General features: G+C 45.2%; 21 protein-coding genes. 14 read left to right on the plus strand and 7 right to left on the minus strand.

The window, feature by feature from the left end; genetic code table 11:
* Positions 1-59 precede the first annotated feature (59 nt).
* Together GWO68_RS13250 and GWO68_RS13255 are read left to right on the plus strand one after the other, a co-directional pair.
* The gene (locus tag GWO68_RS13250) at positions 60-815 is read left to right on the plus strand and encodes an acyl-[acyl-carrier-protein] thioesterase (RefSeq protein ID WP_162346940.1); all 756 of its coding nucleotides are present in this window, start codon (positions 60-62) and stop codon (positions 813-815) included.
* Positions 816-903: 88 nt separating this feature from the next.
* A complete protein-coding gene (locus GWO68_RS13255) occupies positions 904-1,377 on the plus strand; it encodes a GNAT family N-acetyltransferase (protein WP_162346941.1) in 474 nt (157 codons plus the stop codon).
* An 85-nt stretch (positions 1,378-1,462) separates the two neighbouring features.
* On the opposite strand, the gene GWO68_RS13260 is transcribed toward GWO68_RS13255, so the two are convergent.
* The gene (locus tag GWO68_RS13260) at positions 1,463-1,798 is read right to left on the minus strand and encodes a DUF4286 family protein (RefSeq protein ID WP_162347010.1); all 336 of its coding nucleotides are present in this window, start codon (positions 1,796-1,798) and stop codon (positions 1,463-1,465) included.
* A gap of 203 nt (positions 1,799-2,001) precedes the next feature.
* Between GWO68_RS13260 and GWO68_RS13265 the strand changes: the two genes are divergently transcribed.
* On the plus strand, positions 2,002-2,454 hold the full coding sequence (locus GWO68_RS13265) for a hypothetical protein (RefSeq protein ID WP_162346942.1): 453 nt from the start codon (positions 2,002-2,004) through the stop codon (positions 2,452-2,454).
* Positions 2,455-2,481: 27 nt separating this feature from the next.
* On the opposite strand, the gene GWO68_RS13270 is transcribed toward GWO68_RS13265, so the two are convergent.
* Both GWO68_RS13270 and GWO68_RS13275 read right to left on the minus strand, forming a co-directional pair.
* A complete protein-coding gene (locus GWO68_RS13270) occupies positions 2,482-3,012 on the minus strand; it encodes a hypothetical protein (protein WP_162346943.1) in 531 nt (176 codons plus the stop codon).
* Between the two features lie 172 nt (positions 3,013-3,184).
* The gene (locus GWO68_RS13275) at positions 3,185-4,417 is read right to left on the minus strand and encodes an MFS transporter (RefSeq protein WP_394367164.1); all 1,233 of its coding nucleotides are present in this window, start codon (positions 4,415-4,417) and stop codon (positions 3,185-3,187) included.
* 153 nt (positions 4,418-4,570) lie between these two features.
* On the opposite strand from GWO68_RS13275, the gene GWO68_RS13280 reads away from it, so the two are divergent.
* Positions 4,571-5,194 (plus strand): YdeI/OmpD-associated family protein, encoded by a 624-nt coding sequence (locus GWO68_RS13280; RefSeq protein ID WP_162346945.1) that lies wholly within the window; start codon positions 4,571-4,573, stop codon positions 5,192-5,194.
* Positions 5,195-5,258: 64 nt separating this feature from the next.
* Here GWO68_RS13280 and GWO68_RS13285 read toward each other — a convergent pair whose 3' ends face one another.
* From GWO68_RS13285 to GWO68_RS13295, 3 genes are all read right to left on the minus strand, one after another.
* Positions 5,259-5,822 carry a hypothetical protein gene (locus tag GWO68_RS13285; protein WP_162346946.1) on the minus strand — a complete coding sequence of 188 codons (564 nt, stop codon included), beginning with the start codon at positions 5,820-5,822 and terminating at the stop codon, positions 5,259-5,261.
* A gap of 63 nt (positions 5,823-5,885) precedes the next feature.
* Entirely contained in the window at positions 5,886-8,186 is a 2,301-nt protein-coding gene (locus tag GWO68_RS13290) for a TonB-dependent receptor (protein WP_162346947.1), read from the minus strand.
* Positions 8,187-8,412: 226 nt separating this feature from the next.
* Positions 8,413-8,739 carry a hypothetical protein gene (locus tag GWO68_RS13295; protein WP_162346948.1) on the minus strand — a complete coding sequence of 109 codons (327 nt, stop codon included), beginning with the start codon at positions 8,737-8,739 and terminating at the stop codon, positions 8,413-8,415.
* A gap of 237 nt (positions 8,740-8,976) precedes the next feature.
* On the opposite strand from GWO68_RS13295, the gene htpG reads away from it, so the two are divergent.
* Positions 8,977-10,800, plus strand: coding sequence for a molecular chaperone HtpG (htpG, locus tag GWO68_RS13300; protein WP_162346949.1), 1,824 nt, complete (start codon positions 8,977-8,979; stop codon positions 10,798-10,800).
* Between the two features lie 313 nt (positions 10,801-11,113).
* Positions 11,114-12,022 (plus strand): toxin-antitoxin system YwqK family antitoxin, encoded by a 909-nt coding sequence (locus GWO68_RS13305; protein ID WP_162346950.1) that lies wholly within the window; start codon positions 11,114-11,116, stop codon positions 12,020-12,022.
* Here GWO68_RS13305 and GWO68_RS13310 read toward each other — a convergent pair.
* Positions 12,016-12,378: a YraN family protein gene (locus GWO68_RS13310; RefSeq protein WP_162346951.1), complete on the minus strand. Its 363-nt coding sequence runs from the start codon at positions 12,376-12,378 to the stop codon at positions 12,016-12,018. The genes GWO68_RS13305 and GWO68_RS13310 overlap by 7 nt on opposite strands.
* A 121-nt stretch (positions 12,379-12,499) precedes the next feature.
* Between GWO68_RS13310 and lipB the strand changes: the two genes are divergently transcribed.
* The 8 genes from lipB to porL all read left to right on the plus strand — a co-directional run bounded on the left by lipB (position 12,500) and on the right by porL (position 20,055).
* Positions 12,500-13,237, plus strand: a complete 738-nt coding sequence (lipB, locus tag GWO68_RS13315; protein ID WP_162346952.1) for a lipoyl(octanoyl) transferase LipB — start codon at positions 12,500-12,502, stop codon at positions 13,235-13,237.
* The gene (locus tag GWO68_RS13320; protein WP_162346953.1) at positions 13,221-13,625 is read left to right on the plus strand and encodes a hypothetical protein; all 405 of its coding nucleotides are present in this window, start codon (positions 13,221-13,223) and stop codon (positions 13,623-13,625) included. The genes lipB and GWO68_RS13320 overlap by 17 nt, the downstream gene beginning before the upstream one ends.
* A gap of 99 nt (positions 13,626-13,724) precedes the next feature.
* On the plus strand, positions 13,725-14,774 hold the full coding sequence (locus GWO68_RS13325) for an MraY family glycosyltransferase (RefSeq protein WP_202923757.1): 1,050 nt from the start codon (positions 13,725-13,727) through the stop codon (positions 14,772-14,774).
* A gap of 49 nt (positions 14,775-14,823) precedes the next feature.
* The gene (locus tag GWO68_RS13330) at positions 14,824-15,930 is read left to right on the plus strand and encodes a DUF4271 domain-containing protein (protein WP_162346954.1); all 1,107 of its coding nucleotides are present in this window, start codon (positions 14,824-14,826) and stop codon (positions 15,928-15,930) included.
* 58 nt (positions 15,931-15,988) lie between these two features.
* Complete coding sequence (locus tag GWO68_RS13335) at positions 15,989-16,783, plus strand: uroporphyrinogen-III synthase (RefSeq protein WP_162346955.1); 795 nt, start codon at positions 15,989-15,991, stop codon at positions 16,781-16,783.
* Between the two features lie 173 nt (positions 16,784-16,956).
* Entirely contained in the window at positions 16,957-17,928 is a 972-nt protein-coding gene (locus GWO68_RS13340; protein ID WP_162346956.1) for a PorP/SprF family type IX secretion system membrane protein, read from the plus strand.
* 232 nt (positions 17,929-18,160) lie between these two features.
* A complete protein-coding gene (porK, locus tag GWO68_RS13345) occupies positions 18,161-19,180 on the plus strand; it encodes a T9SS ring complex lipoprotein PorK/GldK (RefSeq protein ID WP_162346957.1) in 1,020 nt (339 codons plus the stop codon).
* Between the two features lie 71 nt (positions 19,181-19,251).
* Positions 19,252-20,055 carry a type IX secretion system motor protein PorL/GldL gene (gene porL / locus GWO68_RS13350; RefSeq protein WP_162346958.1) on the plus strand — a complete coding sequence of 268 codons (804 nt, stop codon included), beginning with the start codon at positions 19,252-19,254 and terminating at the stop codon, positions 20,053-20,055.
* The last annotated feature ends 45 nt before the right edge of the window (positions 20,056-20,100 follow it).

The following is a 20,100-nucleotide window of genomic DNA, read 5'->3' on the forward strand; positions in this document are numbered from 1 at the left end:
GTTTTAGCAACAGCAGCAGTTCTTCTGTACCTTAGCAACTATAACTCAAACCTATAACTATGAAATCTTACCCAAGCAAAAGCCAGTTTATAGTTCGCTCCAGCGAGATAGATTACCATGGCAACGCTACGATACCCGCTTTGGTGAGCTATATGCAGGAAGCCGCCTGGGAGAACACGCACAGCATGGGCATTTCGATGTACGATTTGCTGGAGCGTGGCCTGACGTGGGTGTTGCAGCGCATGCGCGTAGAGATGTTCCGGTATCCCAAACATGGCGAAACTATAGTTGTAGAAACCTGGGCATCGGGGCGCGAACGTGTGTTTCTGCACCGCGATTTCAGGATCTATAGTTCGAAAAATGAGCTGCTGGGGCAGGCAACCAGTGTTTGGCTGGTAATGGATGTAATAAAGCGGCAGTTGGTGTCGGTGCCGGATTTTATAATGGAAGTAGAAGTAGTGCCAACGCACGAGCCGCTGCCCTTAGCCAAAGGGAAATTGCCGCAACTACAGGAGCCAGCCTATACGCAACGAATGCCCGTCCGCTGGCACGACATCGACCTGAACCGCCACGTAACCAACACCCGTTATTTACAGTGGATACTGGATACACTGCCAACTGAGATACTGGAGAAACAACTGCATGAAGTAGACATCATTTATAAAGCTGAAAGTTTACTGGGCGATACAGTTTTATCAGAAGCTGGCACAGGTGAAACAGAAACTATACTTTTGCATAAACTTACCAGCCAACAAACCGGCAAAGAACTGGTGCAAGCCAGGACAGTTTGGGAGTTTAAGAAGTTAGAAGGTTAGAAAGTTTGGAAGTTAGAAAGTTATTCAATTCCTGCTAATCCTTTAAAAATCTTGTAAATCCTGATTCAGACAATTAACAATCAACAACGTGACACAAATTAGAAAAGGAACAATAGACGACCTGCCGCAGGTGCATGCTTTAATACAGGAGTTAGCAGAATACGAGAAGGCACCCAACGAAGTAACCAACACTTTAGACGACATGCGACATGATGGTTTTGGCGAGCGCCCGATTTTTGAGTTTTTTGTGGCGGAAAACGCTGAAGAAGGAATTATAGGGATAGCGCTATATTATACCGCTTACTCCACTTGGAAAGGTAAAATGATTTTCCTGGAAGACCTGGTGGTGACGGAACGTCTGCGCAGAAGCGGTATCGGGAAAAGACTGTTTAATGCGGTAGCTGAGGAAGCCAAACGTGTGGGAGCTAAACGCTTTAAGTGGCAGGTGCTGGAGTGGAACGAGCCGGCCATCGCTTTCTATAAAAAGATTGGCGCCAACCTGGACGGCGAGTGGATAAACTGCAACATGACCGAAGAACAGATCCAGAATTACAAAGCCTAACTTAACTATAGTTTAAACAAAAGTCCCGGCCCGTACATTGCATAAAAGTACGAGCCGGGACTTTTTACTTATAGTTGCCAGTATGTTATTCCTGGTCTTTGCGCTCTACGTTTACGCCTACAACTTCCAACATGGTTCTAAAAGAGGCATAGCGGCCTGCATAGCGGTCATTTACTTTTTGTTGCAAAGCAGGCGAATGGTCGCGCTGGTATTCTTGTAGGTCTTCTACGCTGCGGCAGGTGTATTGCACGGCATAAGTTGTTCCCCCGGAGTCTTCATCATCTCCCATTACCCGGCAAATCTGGTTCCCCAAAAAATAGCCGGTACCCATCACTTCCGGTATATGTACTTCTTTCATCCATTGCAGCCACTCAGCAGCCACGGTATTGTCTATACTTACGGTTACGTTATATAAAATCATGCTCAAAAGTACGAATTAGGTGTAGCTTTAAAGAAAGAAACGGCGATAAATAAGTAAATGACCATACTATAGGCCCAAAAGCCATCAGGCAAGCATCTTGGCCATATTTACTTTAACTTAGCTTTCTCGTATAGTTTATAATTTAACTGAATAAAATTATGAAAAATTGTATTGCTATCAGTTTTTTAACCTTAGTCTTAAGTATGAGTTTAGTGCATCAGGCACCGGCTATAGCTGCCACCAAAACCGGAACTATAGTTTGGGTGGGCGTACATCCTACCGAGGCCAAGTATGATAAAATAATGGAAAAGTATGCCACTGGGCTAAAGGCTGCCTTCGCTGAAAAGGATGACAAAAAAACCATTGTGATGGTAAATAAACTGAACGACGACATGGTTACAAGCCTGCAGCAGCTAAAGCCGGAACTGGAAAAATGGATAAAGGGCATGACCGAAGCAGACAAAGAAGCTTTTGAGGAGCGGGCAGGAAGCAAGCCTTATCTTAAAACGATCTTCGAGATCATGTTTAACCCTGAAATAGGCAAGCGTATAGAGCAAAACCCCGACCTCAAAAAAGCCCTTGACTCAGGTAACGCCCGTATGAAAGAACTAGGTTTTGATGACGAAGAAAGTAATTTAGAAGAAGGCCAAAAGTAAGCGCTTAATCAGGAGTGCTCGTTTCTCTTACTCGCATATCCAGTTGCCGGCGCTGTCGTCGTGGTAAACGGCTTCGGGTAAGGTGCGCTGATAGGCAACTATAATGGGTGCTTCTCCGGTAGTGGGTTGCAGTTGCATTTGCCCCTCCTGTAGTTGCAGAAAAACCCTGCCGTTTTTGTCGCTGATGGCTTTGAGGGTGCCGTTGGTGTTACGTAGCTTGTAGCTGTTGTAGGTGCTGAGGCCGGTAGCTGTCAGGTCTTTTACGGCAAAGTGGCGGGCTTGCTGACTAAGTTTTAGCACCGTATCTGCAGGTATGCACTCTACTTTTCCGCCTATCCACAGGTTCTCGCCCAGGCACTCCGAGGTTTCCATGATCAGGTCAAAATAGGCTTCGTTGGCAGGCACTGTGAGGGCGGCAACGGTAACAGGGGCTTGTTTTATGTGCGTAGCTACAGGTTGGTTTTGCTCCTGCCTATCGGGACGTGATGTATACAGCACCACAGCCAACAAAAGCAACGAAGATATATCCGCAATTCTAGAAGTAAACGGTATCTTCATAAGCAGGCAAAATTTAAAAGCTGTACTATAAATTTATACTTGCTGCCGGCGCTTTTAGTTGTACTGTTTCGGTGCTATTGATAGCAGGATTGTTGCCATAAAGCTTTAGTTGTCAATGTTTTGGTTTTGAGGGTTGTGGTATGTTATACCTGAGAAGCAGGACAAGGTGCAACTATAGCGGTTCCATGTAATCCAGGTCCTTGCCATAGGTTTCGTCCAGCGTCAGGATAGAGATAACGGCAATAGCCATAGCAATAGCACCCAGCAACAAAGCACCCGGCAACAGCCCTATTCCGTCTTTCAGCATACTGAAGCCAATAGTAAGCGGCACCACGGCACCACGCACAAAGTTAGGAACCGTTGTAGTTACAGTAGCTCTTATGTTGGTGCCAAACTGTTCGGCAGCTATTGTTACAAATACAGCCCAGTAGCCGCTGGCAAAACCCAATGCGATACACAACACATAAAAGCCGTTGATTGAAAGATTGGCACTGAACAGGTACAAGGCTATGCTTATAGTTAGCAGCAACAGAAATATGAGTACAATACTGCGTCGGCTTTTAAACCGCTGGCTCAGGTAGCCGCTGGCAAAATCGCCGAATACCAGGCCCAGGTAGCAAAACGATACCGCCTTAGCAGCCGAAACAGCACCACTTACACCAAGCGCCAACCCAAACTCTGGCGAAAACGTGATCAAAATGCCTACTACATACCAGATCGGGATGCCGATGAGGATGCATTTCAGGTATTTCCAGAAGCGCTTACCGTTGGTAAACAGGCTAAGGAAGTTTCCACGTGTAACCTGCGTCTGTTTCAGGTTTTTGAACATACCTGACTCGTAAACGCCAACCCGCAGCAACAGCAGCAACATACCCAAACCGCCACCTATAAAATATGCCGTGCGCCAGCCAAAATACTCGCCCACAAATCCCGCCAGTATCGCGCCCGAAATACCTATAGTTGCCACTACCATCGTTCCGTAACCCCGTTTCTCTTTTGGCAGCACTTCGGATACCAGCGTTATCCCTGCTCCCAGCTCACCAGCAAGCCCCACGCCCGCCACAAACCGCAGCAAAGCATACATCGGGATATCGGTTACAAAGCCATTTAAGATATTGGCAACAGAATATAAAAAGATAGACCCGAACAACACCGATAACCTGCCACGCTTATCACCTAATATTCCCCAGGCCACACCACCCACCAGCATACCAGCCATTTGCATGTTCAGCAGCAGCACGCCATTCTCCAGCAAGGCAGCCTGCCCGGTTACGCCCAGGTCCTGCAGGCTGGGGATGCGCACAATACTAAACAGCACCAGGTCATAAATATCCACGAAGTAGCCAAGCGCGGCAACTATAACGGAGGCGTTTAAAAGGTAATGTTTTGCAGGTGCAGACGACATAACAGGCATAACCAGGTATAGTATAGGTACTTCTAAATATATGCGTTTCTGCAGATTAGTGCAAAGCTTGATAACTATAGTTTCTGCATAGGGCTATATGCTTTTTACTGATTTTGCTTTAGCTTAGGCACCCGAACAACAAATAACTTACCTATGCCCTCTATTTGCCAGAAACTACAATTAAAAGCTCCTTACAATTTATTGCTTCTGAATGCGCCAGCCCATTTAACAAGTGAATTTGAACAGAAAGGCGGAACTGTGAGCGAAGCTGCCACGGCCCAAGTGAAGCACGTTTATGATGTAGTGCAGTTGTTTGTAACTACAAAGGCAGAACTGGATGTATTGGGGCCACAGGCTATTGCAGCGCTTAAACCGGGAGGCATACTCTGGGTTGCCTATCCTAAAAAAACATCTGGTATAAAATCGGACCTGACGCGCGATGAAGGTTGGGCAACTATAAAAGAAATGGGTTATGCAGGCGTGCGCCAGGTTGCCATTGATGATACCTGGTCTTCGTTGCGGTTTAAACATACCTCAGAGCGAAAAGAACCCTCCAAATTCGGGGTCGATTACCTGGGCATCGACAGAGTAGCCAAAACCGTTACGCTGCCCGAAGACCTGAAACAAGCCTTAAAGCAAGCAAATCTGGAAGAGCGTTTTCAGAAACTATCTTTTACAGACAGAAAAGAACATGTAGTCGCGGTACTGGATGCTAAACGCCCCGAAACCAGGCAAAACCGGATACTGAAGATTGTGGAGAAGCTGCAAACCAAGTAAAACAGCTATAAAACAGAAAAGGCGCTATAGTTAGCGCCTTTTCTGTTTTATATTTTGGTATATATTATTGCTGAACCATTACGTCAAATTCAACTTCAACGTCGGTTTCGCCTTTTGTCGCATCGCCAGGGGCAGCCGCTTTCGTGCCTTTCTGGTGCTTTAATACTACTTTAAGCTTGCCTGTGCCGGCAGCGCCTGTTACTATAGTTGCAGCCAAACCCAATGGGCGGTTCTGTGCGTCCTTATCTGTAACAGTTACAGTCATTAACGAGCCAGCGCTTGGTGTGTAAAATACCTGGTGGTCGTTAGCTTCGCTCTTAACTTCTTTGTGTACTTCTACCGGTGGGTTTACATTCTCGTTCAGTAGGGTAAGCGTAGCCAGGTATGTGGTGTTTGGCTTAAGTGTAAGCGGGGTTTTAACTGGGGCATTGCCACCTACGCCATCCAGGTCTTTAGATGATGCAGCTACCAGCTGACCTTTTGATTCTGGTTCAAGTGTAAGCGTAACGGTTGTAATCTCTTCATTATCCGGTGCAGGCTTCGGATCGTCATCGCCGCCGCAACCAGTTGTTGTAAGCAGAGAACCCATTAATAAAAATGCAAGGTAAGGTCTCAAAAACTTCTTCATAAGTATAATTTACGTTAAGATGATAGACAAATACGGGGATTAAAATTAAATGATACTTATATTTTAAGATTGTGTTTTAAAATATAGCGGTAAGTTAATACGAATCAGCAACATTCTGGCAGTTTCGGTCGCAAAAAATCTTAATCTGTTCTGATAATCGCGATAAACCTTGTTTAAAAGGTTATTACCGGATACACTTATTTCAACGGGCTGGTTACCAAAATATAGGGTGGTACCGGCTTCGGCCTGCACTAAAAAATAACCGTGCGGGGCATCCATAAACGGGTCGGTCGTTTCATCAGACCGGTCCTGTTGTGCTACCATAAGCCCGCCAACCGAAATAAAGCTGTCCTCAAAGTTTGCGTTGCCCAGGTTGCCAAGCTCGTACTGTAGTTCCGCATTCAGCCTGTCAGCCGGAATGTTAGGCAAATACTGGTCTTCTTCAACATTGTATGCCCTCACTATACTTGCTTTTGTATCCAGGCTGAGCTTATCTGTAAAGGCATACGACATATTCAGGTCTGCGCCATAAAAATGTGCATCGGCCTGCCTGTAATAATAAGACAGGTACGTGCCTTTATTGCTTTGCAGCGGCACAGAGTCGGGTTGCAGGTAAATATAGTTGTTGATGGTGTTATAGTATACGCTAAGGCCACCGTTAAAACGCGGGTTGCTGTGGTAGTTTATAGTTGCCGTGGTGTTCACAGCTTCTTCCGATTGCAGGGTTGGGTCGCCTTTTTCGTAAGATGCAGTGCCGTGGTGCACGCCATCTGCAAACAGCTCGCTTACATGCGGTGCCCGCGAAGCATAGCTCACATTGGCGCCAAACGTAAAATGGTAACCGGCATCAAGCAAGGCGCCTGCACTCCCCGATAGGTTATGAAACGTATAGCGCGGTTTCTGAAGTGCGCCTTTGCTGTCGAAGGTTTTTACATCCATCGTTTTATAGTCGTAGCGCAGGCCGGTTTCCAGTTGCAGGTTATCTTTTCGCCACTTCTCTTCGGCAAAAGCGCCTGTGGTTAAGTTACGGTAAAAAGGTACAAACATGCGTTCGCCTTCGCCATAGGTGTTGTCTTGCCACAGCGTCGTAAAACCTATACTTCCGGTTATAGCTGATGGCAACGTGTGTTCCCAAACCATTTCGGTAGTATGAGTTAGCAAGTCAAGGTGCAGGTCGGGTTTGGCCGGGTTATCTCTGGGCACATCCTTATCAAACTCCTCGCGGGTATTTTTCTGGAAAGCATAGGTAAACAGCAGCTTGCCTAGGTCGTCGGTGGTATAGGTGGTTTTAAACTTGGCTAGCTGGTGGCGTACATCCTGGTAAGGGCGCGCTATAGTATAGCTGAAGCTTCCGGTTTCTTCGGGGCGGCCACGGGCAATGGCATTTTCCAGGTCGGTTTTGTTGCCGATGTGTGCCGAAGTAAGCAAGCCTATTTTGGTATGGAAGTAACTATAATAGCCCTCCGTTCCGAATCTGCCTTTGTTATAAGCTAATGTGGTGGCCAGGCTCTGCTCCTCGAAACCAGTATTTTTAAGGTTATACTCTGGTGTATGCGAATCGCCGGCCTTTTTAACAGAGCTATGCAGGCGCCAGCTGATAGGTTGATTTTGCAATTTGCCTTGCAACAAGCCAGCTATAGTTCCCATGCGTCCGTTGGTATTGCCTTGTAACCCAATATGGCCGCTCATGCCTGCCGAGTCTGGCATCGGGCTGGGGTTTACAAGTATAGTTCCGCCTATGGCATCAGAACCGTAACGCACGCCGGCAGCTCCTTTTACTACTTTCAGTTCGGTAGCTGCCAGGGCATCAATTTCGGGAGCATGTTCGTCGCCCCATTGCTGGGCTTCGTGGCGGACGCCGTTGTTAAGTATAACTATCCGGCTCCCCGACATACCATGTATCACAGGTTTTGCAACATTAGGCCCGGTCTGGAATGAGCTTACGCCTGGCAATTTCTCCAGCGATTTACCTAACGACAAGCCTCGGGTTTGCTCTAGTTCTCTGCCTCCTAACACTTCTGTAGCCTGCGATTCGGAAAGTATGCGGGTGCTTACTACTTCTACGGATCGCAACATGGCAGCATCGGCGTGCAGTTGCAGGTCTCGTACAGAAGAGGTGGCTATTTTATAACTATACGCCTCGGTGGTATAGCCTATAAAACTTACTTTTAAGGTATAGTTGCCCTGGCACACGTGGTGGAAATGGTAATTGCCATATGCATCGGCAATAGCAGCGCGGTCCAGTTGCGGGATGTAAATAGTGGCGCCGGGCAGTGGAGCGCGTGTGTCGTGGTCTATTACTTTGCCTGAAATGGTAAGGCCGCAATCCTGCACCGCTCCCGATGTACCCTCGTACGGCAGCATAGTTTGGGCAACCACGGGCAATACAGTAAGAAACAGCGGCAGCAATAGCAGCTTTTGGGATATTTTAGTTAGTAGCACAGTCGTAATTTTAAGGAAACAGCTGAAAACAGCCAATCGGTTTTGGCGACAACTATAGGTGAAGGCTATAGTTCTTAAACCGCATAACTACATGATGTTGAACTGGTGCCTGGCTATAGTTGGATGCATAGTTCACAGGCCATAGGTGCTAAACAATAGGTGGGCCCCGCAAATACCGGGAAGTGCTCTTACAGGTATGCCAGTTGTTTTGGTAAAAGTTAACATAAGCCGTTTTCTGTTGCAGAGATGGCGCAATAGCTATTTCTGCCCAGCTACCCTGGAAAGGCTCATGGAAATTATCTTCCACGGGGCAGTGCTTGTGTTTTTGTCCAACCTGGGCTTTATGTGCGTCTTCGTGGGCGTTATGTATCGTGTGGGTATGGGGGTGCAGTTCCAGTATAAGCGCATCCGGTACCATCACTCTGGCAAAGAGCAAAAGCAAAACAATGGCGATATAGCTGGTAAACCGATACATTTAAGATAACTACGTTTACAAATATAACAAGATCTGGTTCATGGCAATGGGCTTTTGACTGACTTACCGGCTTAAGGTTTAACCTGTCATAAATAACACAATAATAACCTGCTTTTATACTTGAAACGTCTGTTGGCTGACAACTTGTCGCAGAAACGCAGGTATAGCTATACTGGAACATGATTTGAACAAGGCTGCACAGAAGCAAATCACATAACGATATAGCAAACTATAAACATGGAAGAAAAAGGTAGTATTTCGATCCACACCGAGAACATTTTCCCGATCATCAAAAAGTTTTTATACTCTGATCATGAAATTTTCCTGAGAGAGCTGGTAAGTAATGCTGTTGATGCCACGCAAAAAATAAAACGCCTGGCTGCCATTGGCGAGTATAAAGGCGACCTGGGCGAGCCAAAAGTTGTAGTGTCGGTTGATAAAGATGCCAAAACGATAACTATAGCCGATAACGGTATCGGTATGACAGCCGAAGAGATCAAGAAGTATATCAACCAGATCGCTTTTTCGGGTGCTGAGGAGTTTGTGGAGCGTTACAAAGAGGCCGGCGACCGCAGCCAGATCATTGGTCAGTTCGGTTTAGGTTTCTATTCTGCGTTTATGGTAGCCGACCGTGTTGAGATCATCACAAAATCGTACCAGGAAGGCGCTGAGGCAGCACATTGGTCTTGTGATGGCAGCACCGAGTTTGCCATTAAAGAAGCCCGTAAAGAAGACAGAGGTACCAATGTTATCCTTAACGTAGCCGCTGATTCGGAAGAGTTTTTAGAGCCTTCTCGCATCAAAACTATACTTGATAAATACTGCAAGTTTTTGCCGGTTCCTGTAGAGTTCGAAGGCGAGATTATCAACAACCCAAACCCGATCTGGACAAAACAGCCATCGGAACTTACCGACGAAGACTATAAGAACTTCTACAAGGAACTATACCCGTTCTCAGAAGCACCGCTTTTCTGGATCCACCTGAACGTAGACTATCCGTTTAACCTGACGGGCATTCTGTACTTCCCTAAGATCAAGAACGATTTCGAGCTGCAGCGCAACAAAATACAACTATACTCGCGCCAGGTATTTATTACCGACGAGGTAAAAGATGTGGTGCCTGAGTTCCTGATGCTGCTGCACGGTGTTATCGACTCGCCGGATATTCCGCTGAACGTAAGCCGCTCGTTCCTGCAGGCCGACTCAAGCGTGAAGAAGATCAACACTTACATCACTAAAAAGGTAGCTGATAAACTGGCAGAGATCTTTAGAAAAGACCGCGAAACGTTTGAAAAGAACTGGAACGATATCAATGTGTTTGTGAAGTATGGCATGCTGAGCGATGACAAGTTCTATGAAAAAGCGAAGGACTTTGTGTTGCTGGAGAGCATTGATAACAAATACTATACGATAGAAGAGTACAAAGCGCTTACACAGGCAAACCAGACCGATAAGAATGGCAACCTGGTACTGCTTTACACTACAGACGCGGACAAGCAGCACGCTTTTATAGAAGCAGCCCAAAGCCGCAGCTACGATGTACTGAAACTGGATTCGCTGATAGACAGCCACTTTATTGGTTTGCTGGAGCAGAAGCTGGAGAAAACTACCTTGAAGCGCGTTGACTCTGAAACTATAGCCAAGCTGATAGAAAAAGATGAGACCCGCGAAAGTGTACTGAATGACAAGGAGAAAGAAAGCCTTAAAGGTATTTACGAAACGGCCATCGACAACAAGAACATGACCGTTGAAGTAGCTGCCATGTCGCCGGATGACGCGCCTGTAGTTATAACACTGCCCGAGTTTATGCGCCGCATGAAAGACATGAGCAAAACCGGTGGCGGCGGTATGATGTTTATGGGCGATATGCCGGATATGTATAACGTAACTGTGAACGCCAACCATACCCTGAACCAGCGCATCCTGAATGCCAAAGAAGATAACAAGGGCCGCATCGCCCGCCAGGCATTCGACCTTGCGTTGTTATCTCAGAACATGCTGTCGGGTGCAGCGCTTACAAGCTTCGTAAAACGCAGCTTCGAGCTGATCGATAAAGAATAAGTGAACGATTAATTATACCTACAGTTTAAGGGCGGTACCTCAGGTGCCGCCTTTTTGCTTTCCCGTGAAACTTACAACCCGCTACCACAGTTATAGGCCAAGTTGGCAGGTATATGATTTATCTGCATCTTTACGTTACAACTATAGGTTAAATTGTTGGATTGCTAACTTATCTGAATCAGGATTTACAGGATTAAAGGATGCACAGGATTTCAGGTAGTTATAGTTGAAATCCATTTTGTTCGCCTTAGTCTATAGTTCAGCAATAAACAGTTTAACTAGCAACAATTAAATAGTCGCACATTTACGATTAATGGCAAAGCACCCTCTCCGTATAGTTTATAGTTTGCTAACAGGTCTGTTTTTGCTGGCGCTGGGTGGCTGTGGCGAACCTAAATGGAACAGCGACTATAACCTGAACCAGGCACAGTTAAAGCAAAACCCCGACTCTGCTGCCCTTGCCTCTGCCGATACCACAAAACCGGACATTACGGCATCATCGATGCTGAAGGAGGTGGAGAAGAAGGAAAAAAAGGAACAAAAGAAACGCAGCCGTTATTTTCTGGGCGAGAAGGTACAGCGTGGCTTTACCCGCACTGGCCGCGACGAACGCGAAACCCTGGAGTTGTTCAGTTACCTGCCAAACTATAAAGAGCCCAATGCCTACGCCCAGGAAAAATACGTGTATGATGTAAAGCGTAAAAAAATAGGCAAAGTTCGCGGCGAGGTAGACTCAGACCAATACAAATTACTGCACGGGCCCTATAAAAAAATGTATGGCGATGTCGTGATTGAAGAAGGCTACTTTTACATTGGTACCAAACACCTGCGCTGGGAAAAGTATAACCGCAATGGCTTCCTGACCGATAAATCGCACTATGACAAAGGCTTCCTGAGAGATGCTGTTATAACCTACTATGGTGGCAACACCGATAAGATAAAAGAGATAATACCGTATGCCTATGGCGAAGTGCAGGGTACTTACTATAAGTTTTACGAAAACGGCCAGGTAGAATGGGTAGGCCATTACGATAAAGGCAAAAAAGTAGGCACCTGGATACAGCATTACGATTTTAAGAACCGCCGCCACTACGAGTTCCAATACCCGGAAACCGCTTACGAGCCACAAACCGAGCCCGAACTGATAAAAGAATACGACCGCCACGGCACACTAATTTTCGAAAAAGGCAAACTGGATAAGCGTTCGGCGCAGCGTCAGTGAAAGGCATCCTCAAAATGAAGGATAGCCGGCGGGTTGGTAAGTGTTACCGAAACTATATCAAACCTGATCTCCTGGTGCCAACTATAGCTTAGTATAAATTCTTCGGCGGCATCTAATAACAGCTTTTCTTTTTTACTGCCAACCGCTGTTTCCGGGAAGCCGAACGTATCGGTGGTGCGTGTTTTTACTTCAACAAATATCAATAAGCTATCTTTCTGTGCAATGATGTCGATCTCGGCGCGTTTGTACCTATAGTTCTTTTCGAGTATCGTATAGCCTTGTTCCTGCAGGTATAGTTGCGCCATGCTTTCGCCAAGTTGCCCGGTACGGATGTGGTTGTTTATTGGTGTTGCCATCTAAAACTCGTAATTTGCGTCAGGTAATGATAGCCAACTCTTAACAACACCCGAAAGTTGCATAAGCGTATACTGTCAACTATAAATCTGCCGTAAGGCGCCGCTTTTAAAGTTTAAACCCATGGTACAGAATAAAGAAATACAGTTTGAGCAGCTGGGCCTGATCGACTACAAAGAAGCCTGGGAATATCAGGAAACGCTTTTTAACCAGCTGTTAGAGCTGAAAAGCCAGAACCGGAAAGCTGCCGAAGATGCACAGGTGCCAACACCCAATTACCTGTTGTTCTGTTCACACCCGCATGTGTATACTTTAGGCAAAAGCGGCCATGAAGAAAACCTGCTGATAGACGAAGAAGGCTTGAAAGCAAAAGGTGCCATGTACTATAAAATTAACCGCGGCGGCGACATTACCTATCATGGTCCCGGGCAACTGGTAGGCTACCCTATACTTGACCTCGATAACTTTTTTACGGACATCCATAAGTACCTGCGCTTTTTAGAAGAAGCTGTTATACTTACCCTGGAAGAATACGGTATTACGGCCGGGCGCATACCCGGCTTAACCGGTGTTTGGCTGGACCACGAAGCACAAATTAATCCACGTAAGATCTGTGCCATGGGTGTAAAGTGCAGCCGCTGGGTTACCATGCATGGTTTTGCCTTTAATATAAATACAGACCTGAATTATTTTAGTAATATTGTGCCTTGCGGCATCAGCGATAAGAAAGTAACCTCGCTGGCACAGGAGTTGGGGCATGAAGTACCTTTGGCTGAAGTAGAGGAAAAAATGCTGATACACCTGGCCCACCTGTTTGATGCCGCCATTACTAAAACAGCTACACATGAAAAAAGATATTGATTTCGGAACGGTAGAAGGGGTTTCGGTGGCAGTAGCAACTACACCAAACGAGTCAGGAGTAGATGCCTGGAACGTATACCTGATCAATAATAATCCTTTCCCGATAGAGAACGTACTGGTGTCATCAAAAGGCTACGGCATACTGGACGGTGAAGAAGTGAAGACCTCGATGCTGCGCCATATGTTTGAGTTGGTTGATGCCAAAAGCTTTGTGCAGATAGAGCCGATTGATCCTGCTATTTTCCACATAAACAACGAGTACTGGGTAAGCTATTACATTGATCGCCAGATTTATGACAAGAAATTTATCTTTGTGCCGGACTCTATTACCCAGCATAACCTGATCGAGATAAGTATGCTTAACATGCAGGGCGTACTACATACCTGATTTAAAGTGCAATAAAATTTATACTTTAGCTTTATAGTTGAAGGGTAAGCATCAGTAACCAAACTTAGTCGCCCCTATATTTAGCTGTACACCCACTTTATGGAGCAGAAAATAATACATCTGGTGCTGTCTTTTACCTGGGCCTTTCTGATAGCCATTTTTGCTGTTCCTTCCATTATCCGGGTGGCTCACCTTAAAAACATTCTGGACCAGCCAAATTTCCGGACTGTGCACGAAGAGCTGACCCCGCGATTAGGTGGCCTGGCCATGTTTGCAGGGTTTACCTCAGCCCTCACCATTTTTGCCGATCTCGGTAATGGAGTGCAGCAACTTTTGGCGGGTTGTGTTATACTTTTCTTCATCGGTTTAAAAGATGACCTGATCGCCATTTCAGCTATGAAGAAATTTTCGGTGCAGCTATTGGCAACCGGTATAGTTATGTTTATTGCAGATATCCGCATTACCAGTTTCCAGGGCATATTTGGTGTTGGCGAATTGCAGATAGGTATCAGTTATGGATTTACTTTCTTGGTAATTATAGGTATAACCAACTCTATTAACCTGATCGACGGGTTAGATGGCCTTGCCGGTACGCTGGTAACTATAGCCAGCATTACGTTTGGCGTATACTTTTACTTGTTTGGTGGGGCCAACTATAGCAACTATGCAGCGGTTGCTTTTTGCCTGGTGGGCGGTGTTGTTGGTTTCCTGCGCTATAATTTTCACAAGGCTACCATCTTTATGGGCGATACCGGTTCGCTGTTATGTGGCTTTATTATATCTGTGCTTGCTATCCAGTTTATCGAGATGCGACAAGTGCCGGCTGCCCCGTCTGTAGCATTAGGTATCTTATTCGTGCCTATTTTTGATACAATTCGAGTGTTTTCAATCCGGATTTTTAACGGTAAGTCTCCTTTTATCCCCGACAAAAACCACGTGCATCATCGTTTACTGGCCATGGGGCTTAACCAGATAGCTACAGTGCTTACACTGGCATTCGTTAATATTCTTGTTATACTGTTTGTAGTAGGTTTCGGCGATTGGGGTAATTTAAATCTGCTATTGGCCTTATTAGCTGTTACCATAGCTTTTAGTATTGTGCTAGGAGTTTATAAATCCAGAAGTGCGCAGCGTGTTTCTAAAGTATAAATTTATTGCCTTCCTTTTTTGCGGCCTGCTTTTTTGTTTTGCCGTGTGGATGCCAGCTAAAGCGCAGGTGTTGCCCTTGGAGCAGGATAATGCTATTACAACTGATTGGCTGGTATATAAAAACGGATCTAAAGAACTGGTACCTTATATAGAGGGTGTCACGACAGAGAGCCATGCACTGCACCAGTGGCTGCAGATAATTCCGGATAACCCCTTTCCTATCTCATTTGTAGCTCCCAAGGGCTTGTGCCTTTTCCTGAACAACCAATTAATATTTGTAGCTGACGCCACCCAGGAGTATAAACTGAATTTAGCGCCTTATGCCCGAAGCCTGGAGGCAAGGCATGGCAAATACCTTTTAACCGTATGGCACCCGCAGCAGCAACCTATAGTTAGTACCTTCCGGAATATAGAAGTGCAGCCGCAGGGAGAAAGTAAACAAGCCGGCGAATCTACATTTGCTGTGCGGGTAAGAGAATACGTGAACCTGAATGCCTTTATCATTTTTACGCTGCTGCTAGGTTTGCTGTATGGGGCATTAAAAAGTAACTATCCTTCCGACTTCAGCAGTTTGTATAATGTTAATTCCTTTTTCAGGGTTAGCTCGTTGCAGGAAGGGTTTCTGGTAAAACCCGTGAGCTCGTGGTCAAGTATCCTGTTTGTGCTGGTATTCTCGCTTTCGCTGGCGCTATTGATAGCGGCCATACACACCGAAATGCTGCATGTACGCTTGCTCGCTCAACTTATTCCGGCATCTGCGGCAGGTATAAGCTCCAAAATTATTTCTTATACAGTACTGATATTCCTGTTTATCCTGTTAAAATACTTTTTCCTGAAGATGATGGCGTTTATCTTCGGGCTAGAGCAGGTAGTACACTTGCAGTACCGCGAGTTTCTGAGAACTATACTTTTTCTTGGGATATTTCTGCCGGTTATCGTTTTATTTTATCTCGCTTTTAATGCCAGCATGCCACAGGCTATACTCGTAATAGCGAATATGGCGGTGTCGTTGATGTTGGCTATCACCGTAGTGCGGGTTTTTGCAACTGTAAATACCAAGGCTTCTGTACTAAATTTGCATTTATTTTCATACCTTTGCGCCACAGAAGTTATTCCGCTTGCTATCATACTAAAATTGATCGTGTTTAACTTCTAAAAACACAATAAATGTAGTTGCAGCAGAAACTGAAGGTGTTAAATTAAGAGCCGCATATATGGTTGAGAGCAAAGCAAAAGGAAGTGCCAATCCTGAAAGACACAAAGTACCTATCAAGAGCATACTGGTAACCCAGCCGCAGCCTACAACAGATAACTCACCTTACGTAACTATAGCCGAGAAATACGGCATTAAAGTAGACTTCAGGGCGTTTATCGAAGTGGAACCGGTGCCTTACAAAGAGTTCCGTAAAGACAAAGTTGATATTTTAGCGCATACCGCTGTAATATTTACGAGCCGTAATGCCGTAGATCATTTTTTCAGAATCTGCCAGGAAAGCAAAATAGAAATGCCAGCTGACATGAAGTATTTCTGTATTTCAGATCAAACGGCGTATTACCTGCAAAAGTATATTGTACTTCGCAAGCGTAAATTGTTTGTAGGCGAGAAAACGGCTAAAGATCTTTTCGAGGTGATTAAGAAGCATAAGAACGAGAAATTTCTGTTCCCTTGTTCTAACATCCGCAAAGATGATATCCCGGAATTCATGGCAGCCAATAAGATTAAGTTTACAGAAGCGATCATCTATAAGACGGTAGCTGCTGACTTATCTGATCTGGATGATGTAACGTATGACTGCCTTGCTTTCTTTAGTCCATCAGGGATAACTTCGCTGTTTATCAATTTCCCTAACTTTAAACAGAACAATACACGCATTGCAGCTTTTGGCCCTACCACCGCTAAGGCTGTGCGCGACGCTGGCCTGGAGTTAGATATAGAAGCACCAATGCCAAATGCTCCGTCTATGACCGGGGCTATAGAAGTATATATTCAGAATCAGAAACAAAAGTAAAAAAGCTTTACCGGCCGCAACTTTTATTTCAGAAATACATACTATGTAAAACGCAAAGGCAAGAGAGTAGCATAACTGTCTGGTTTTTGCGTTTTAATGTTTAAGTAGTATATTTATACTTCTATATATCTCCTGCTTAAATTATACTGTATCTTGCTTTGTTGCAGTGGCCTATGAAAAAGCTTTTACCTGTACTGGTTCTGATTTTGCTTTGTGTCCAGCACTTGGCTGCTCAGCAACAACCGCAGTTTACGCACTATAGCTTTAATGGCATGCAATTAAGCCCAGCCTATGCGGGTATTACCAACAGGCCGGAGATAGTATCGATATATAGGTACCAGTGGTTAGGGTACGATGCCACCTTTGATGATGGCGGATCCCCACAAACGCTGCTGCTTACAGCAAATACCCCGGTCAGGCTGCTGCATGGTGGGGTTGGTATTAACCTGATGCGGGATAAAATTGCGAACACGACATATACCGTGGCAGCACTTTCCTATTCATTTCATATACCAATACGCGAAGGAAAGCTGGGGCTGGGCGTGCAGGGAAATGTGAACAATATCAAGAAAGGCAGTTACAGACCCAATGATGATAATGACCCAAGTGTGCCGAATAACAGCTCGGATACAAAATATGACCTGGGGGCCGGCATCTGGTACGAATCAAGCACATTTTATGCAGGTGGCGGTGTAACTAATCTACTTAAATCAGAGTATGAGTTTGCGAATCAGGAGGACGGTATAGACGATGATAAGAAAGGCCGTCTGCTTAGCGAAAATCATATTTATGCTACTGCCGGTTATCATCTGCCTGTTTTAAGTATATTTATACTTACACCCATGGCCCTGATTAAGCACGATACCGAAACTTTTTCGTTTGATGCTGGTGCCAAGATAACGTACGATGAAAAATATTGGGCCGGAGTGAACTACCGGCATAAAGAAGCTGTTGGAGCGCTTATCGGGTTGAGTTTATTTACAGATAATTCATTAAGAGTAGGATACGCATTTGACTTAACAATATTCAATAAAGTTGCCAAGGCACCAACATCACACGAAGTGATGCTTTCTTACAGGCTTCCCGAGCCGGCAGTGCGGTTTAAACCGCCAATGAGAACGCCACGGTATAACTTCACAAAATAAGGTTAATACATCAAAAAGCCGATATACGGGCAAAGTGCAATTCTTAAAAAAATACAGAAAAAAATTGTGATTAATCTGTAAAATAATACCCAAAAAATACCGTTGAAAAATAATAAATGCGTGTAGCAGGTAAATGTTTGTTTATTTGGTACTAAACCTTATATATTTGCTACAACAGTAAAAATGTGCTAAGAATACATTGCTAGAAATTTTACCTTTTTTAAGAGTCATCATGAACAAACTATTTAAGCTGTCTTCCTTCGCTTTGGCGGTGTTGCTGCTTGCAGGTTGCGGATTGAGAAACAGACCGCAGGGAGACCTGGTTGGGTCGGAAGATCGTCCTGATTATAATGCGCAGCAAATACCTTACGGTATGGTGGCGTGCCCGGGCGGAACTTTCCATATGGGGCAGGCAGATCAGGATATTGCTGCAACAATGGCTAACCTGAATAAACAAGTGACGATTGGTGCCTTCTATATGGACGAAACCGAGATCACGAATAATGAATACCGCCAGTTTATGGACGTAATCCTGCAAGACTCTGTAGAGGTGCTGGGCGAGGATTGGGTTATGGCTGAGCTATATCCGGATACAACAGTGTGGGTAAAAGACTTTTCTTACCACATGGGGGATCCGCTGATGGAGTATTACTATACACACCCGGCATTTGATGATTACCCGGTAGTAGGTGTTGACTGGTTTGCTGCCAAGTATTTCTCTAAGTGGCGCTCTAACTTTAAAAACCAGGCTAACGCAGATAACGGTATGGCTCCAATGCCAAGCTTCCGACTGCCTTCTGAGGCAGAATGGGAATACGCCTCTCGTGGTGGCCGCGACATGACGGTTTTCCCTTGGGGTGGTCCGTACCTGCGTAACGCAAAAGGCTGCTTGCTGGCTAACTTTAAGCCAGGCCGTGGCGACTACTACAGCGATGGTTTCTCTTACACAGCTCCTGTGGCACAATACTTCCCGAACGATTACGGCCTGTATGACATGGCAGGTAACGTAGCTGAGTGGTGCGAAGATGCTTATGCAGATGCTTACGTTCCGATTACGTGGGACTTGAACCCTGTATATTACGATGATAACGAGCCTCGTAAAGTAGTGAGAGGTGGTTCATGGAAAGATATCGCTTACTTCCTGGAGACAGGTACACGTAACTTCGAATACCAGGACTCTGCCCGTTCTTACATCGGTTTCCGTAATGCTATGGTTTACTTAGGCCGTTCATCAGGAAGAGAATTCAGATAAGAAACATCCAATACCCAATAATAAATTACAAAACCCAAACACTATCGTTCACAATTTAATTCGAAAACAAAATGAGCAACGCTAAAGGACGCAGCTTTTTATACGACGTACTGATGCCAAAAATTTACGGTATCGGTGCCGCTGTCGTAATTGTTGGAGCACTTTTCAAAATCCAGCACTGGGACGGCGCAGACCTTATGCTAATTGTTGGTCTTAGTACAGAGGCCGTAATCTTCTTCCTGAGTGCTTTCCAGCCACAGCCACATGATCCGGATTGGGCAAAAGTATATCCACAGCTTGCAGATGATTTTACAGGCGAAGCACTTATGCCAGCTACTGCAGCTGCATCAGGTGGTAATGGCCTTACCCGCAAGCTGGATGACATGCTGCTTGATGCAAACATCACCCCAGAAACTATAAACTCTTTAGGTTTAGGCTTAAACAGACTGAGCGAAACCGCTGCACAAATGGCAGATATGAGCCAGGCTACTACAGCTACTTCAGAGTATACATTAAGAGTAAGAGAAGCATCTGGTTCATTAGACAAAATGAATGCAGCTTATGCTACAACTGCTGAAGCACTTGCGCAAATGGCAGGTTCTACAGTAGATGCAAAAGAATACCACCAGCAGATTCAGGGCATGACCAGAAACCTTGGTGCACTAAACGCAGTGTACGAAATGGAACTTCAGGACGCTAACAACCACTTGAAAGCGATGAACAAGTTCTATGGTAACCTGAGCATGGCTATGGAGAATTTAACTGATGCCAGCAAAGATACAGAGCAATTTAAGCAGGAAGTTTCGAAGCTTACGCAGAACCTACACTCACTTAACACAGTGTATGGTAACATGCTGACAGCTATGAAAGGTTAATCCTGACTTATTTTATTGTTCTAAATCAAAGAAAACAACAGTTAA

Origin of the sequence: Pontibacter fetidus (assembly GCF_010119545.1) — a bacterium.
GTDB lineage: Bacteria > Bacteroidota > Bacteroidia > Cytophagales > Hymenobacteraceae > Pontibacter > Pontibacter fetidus.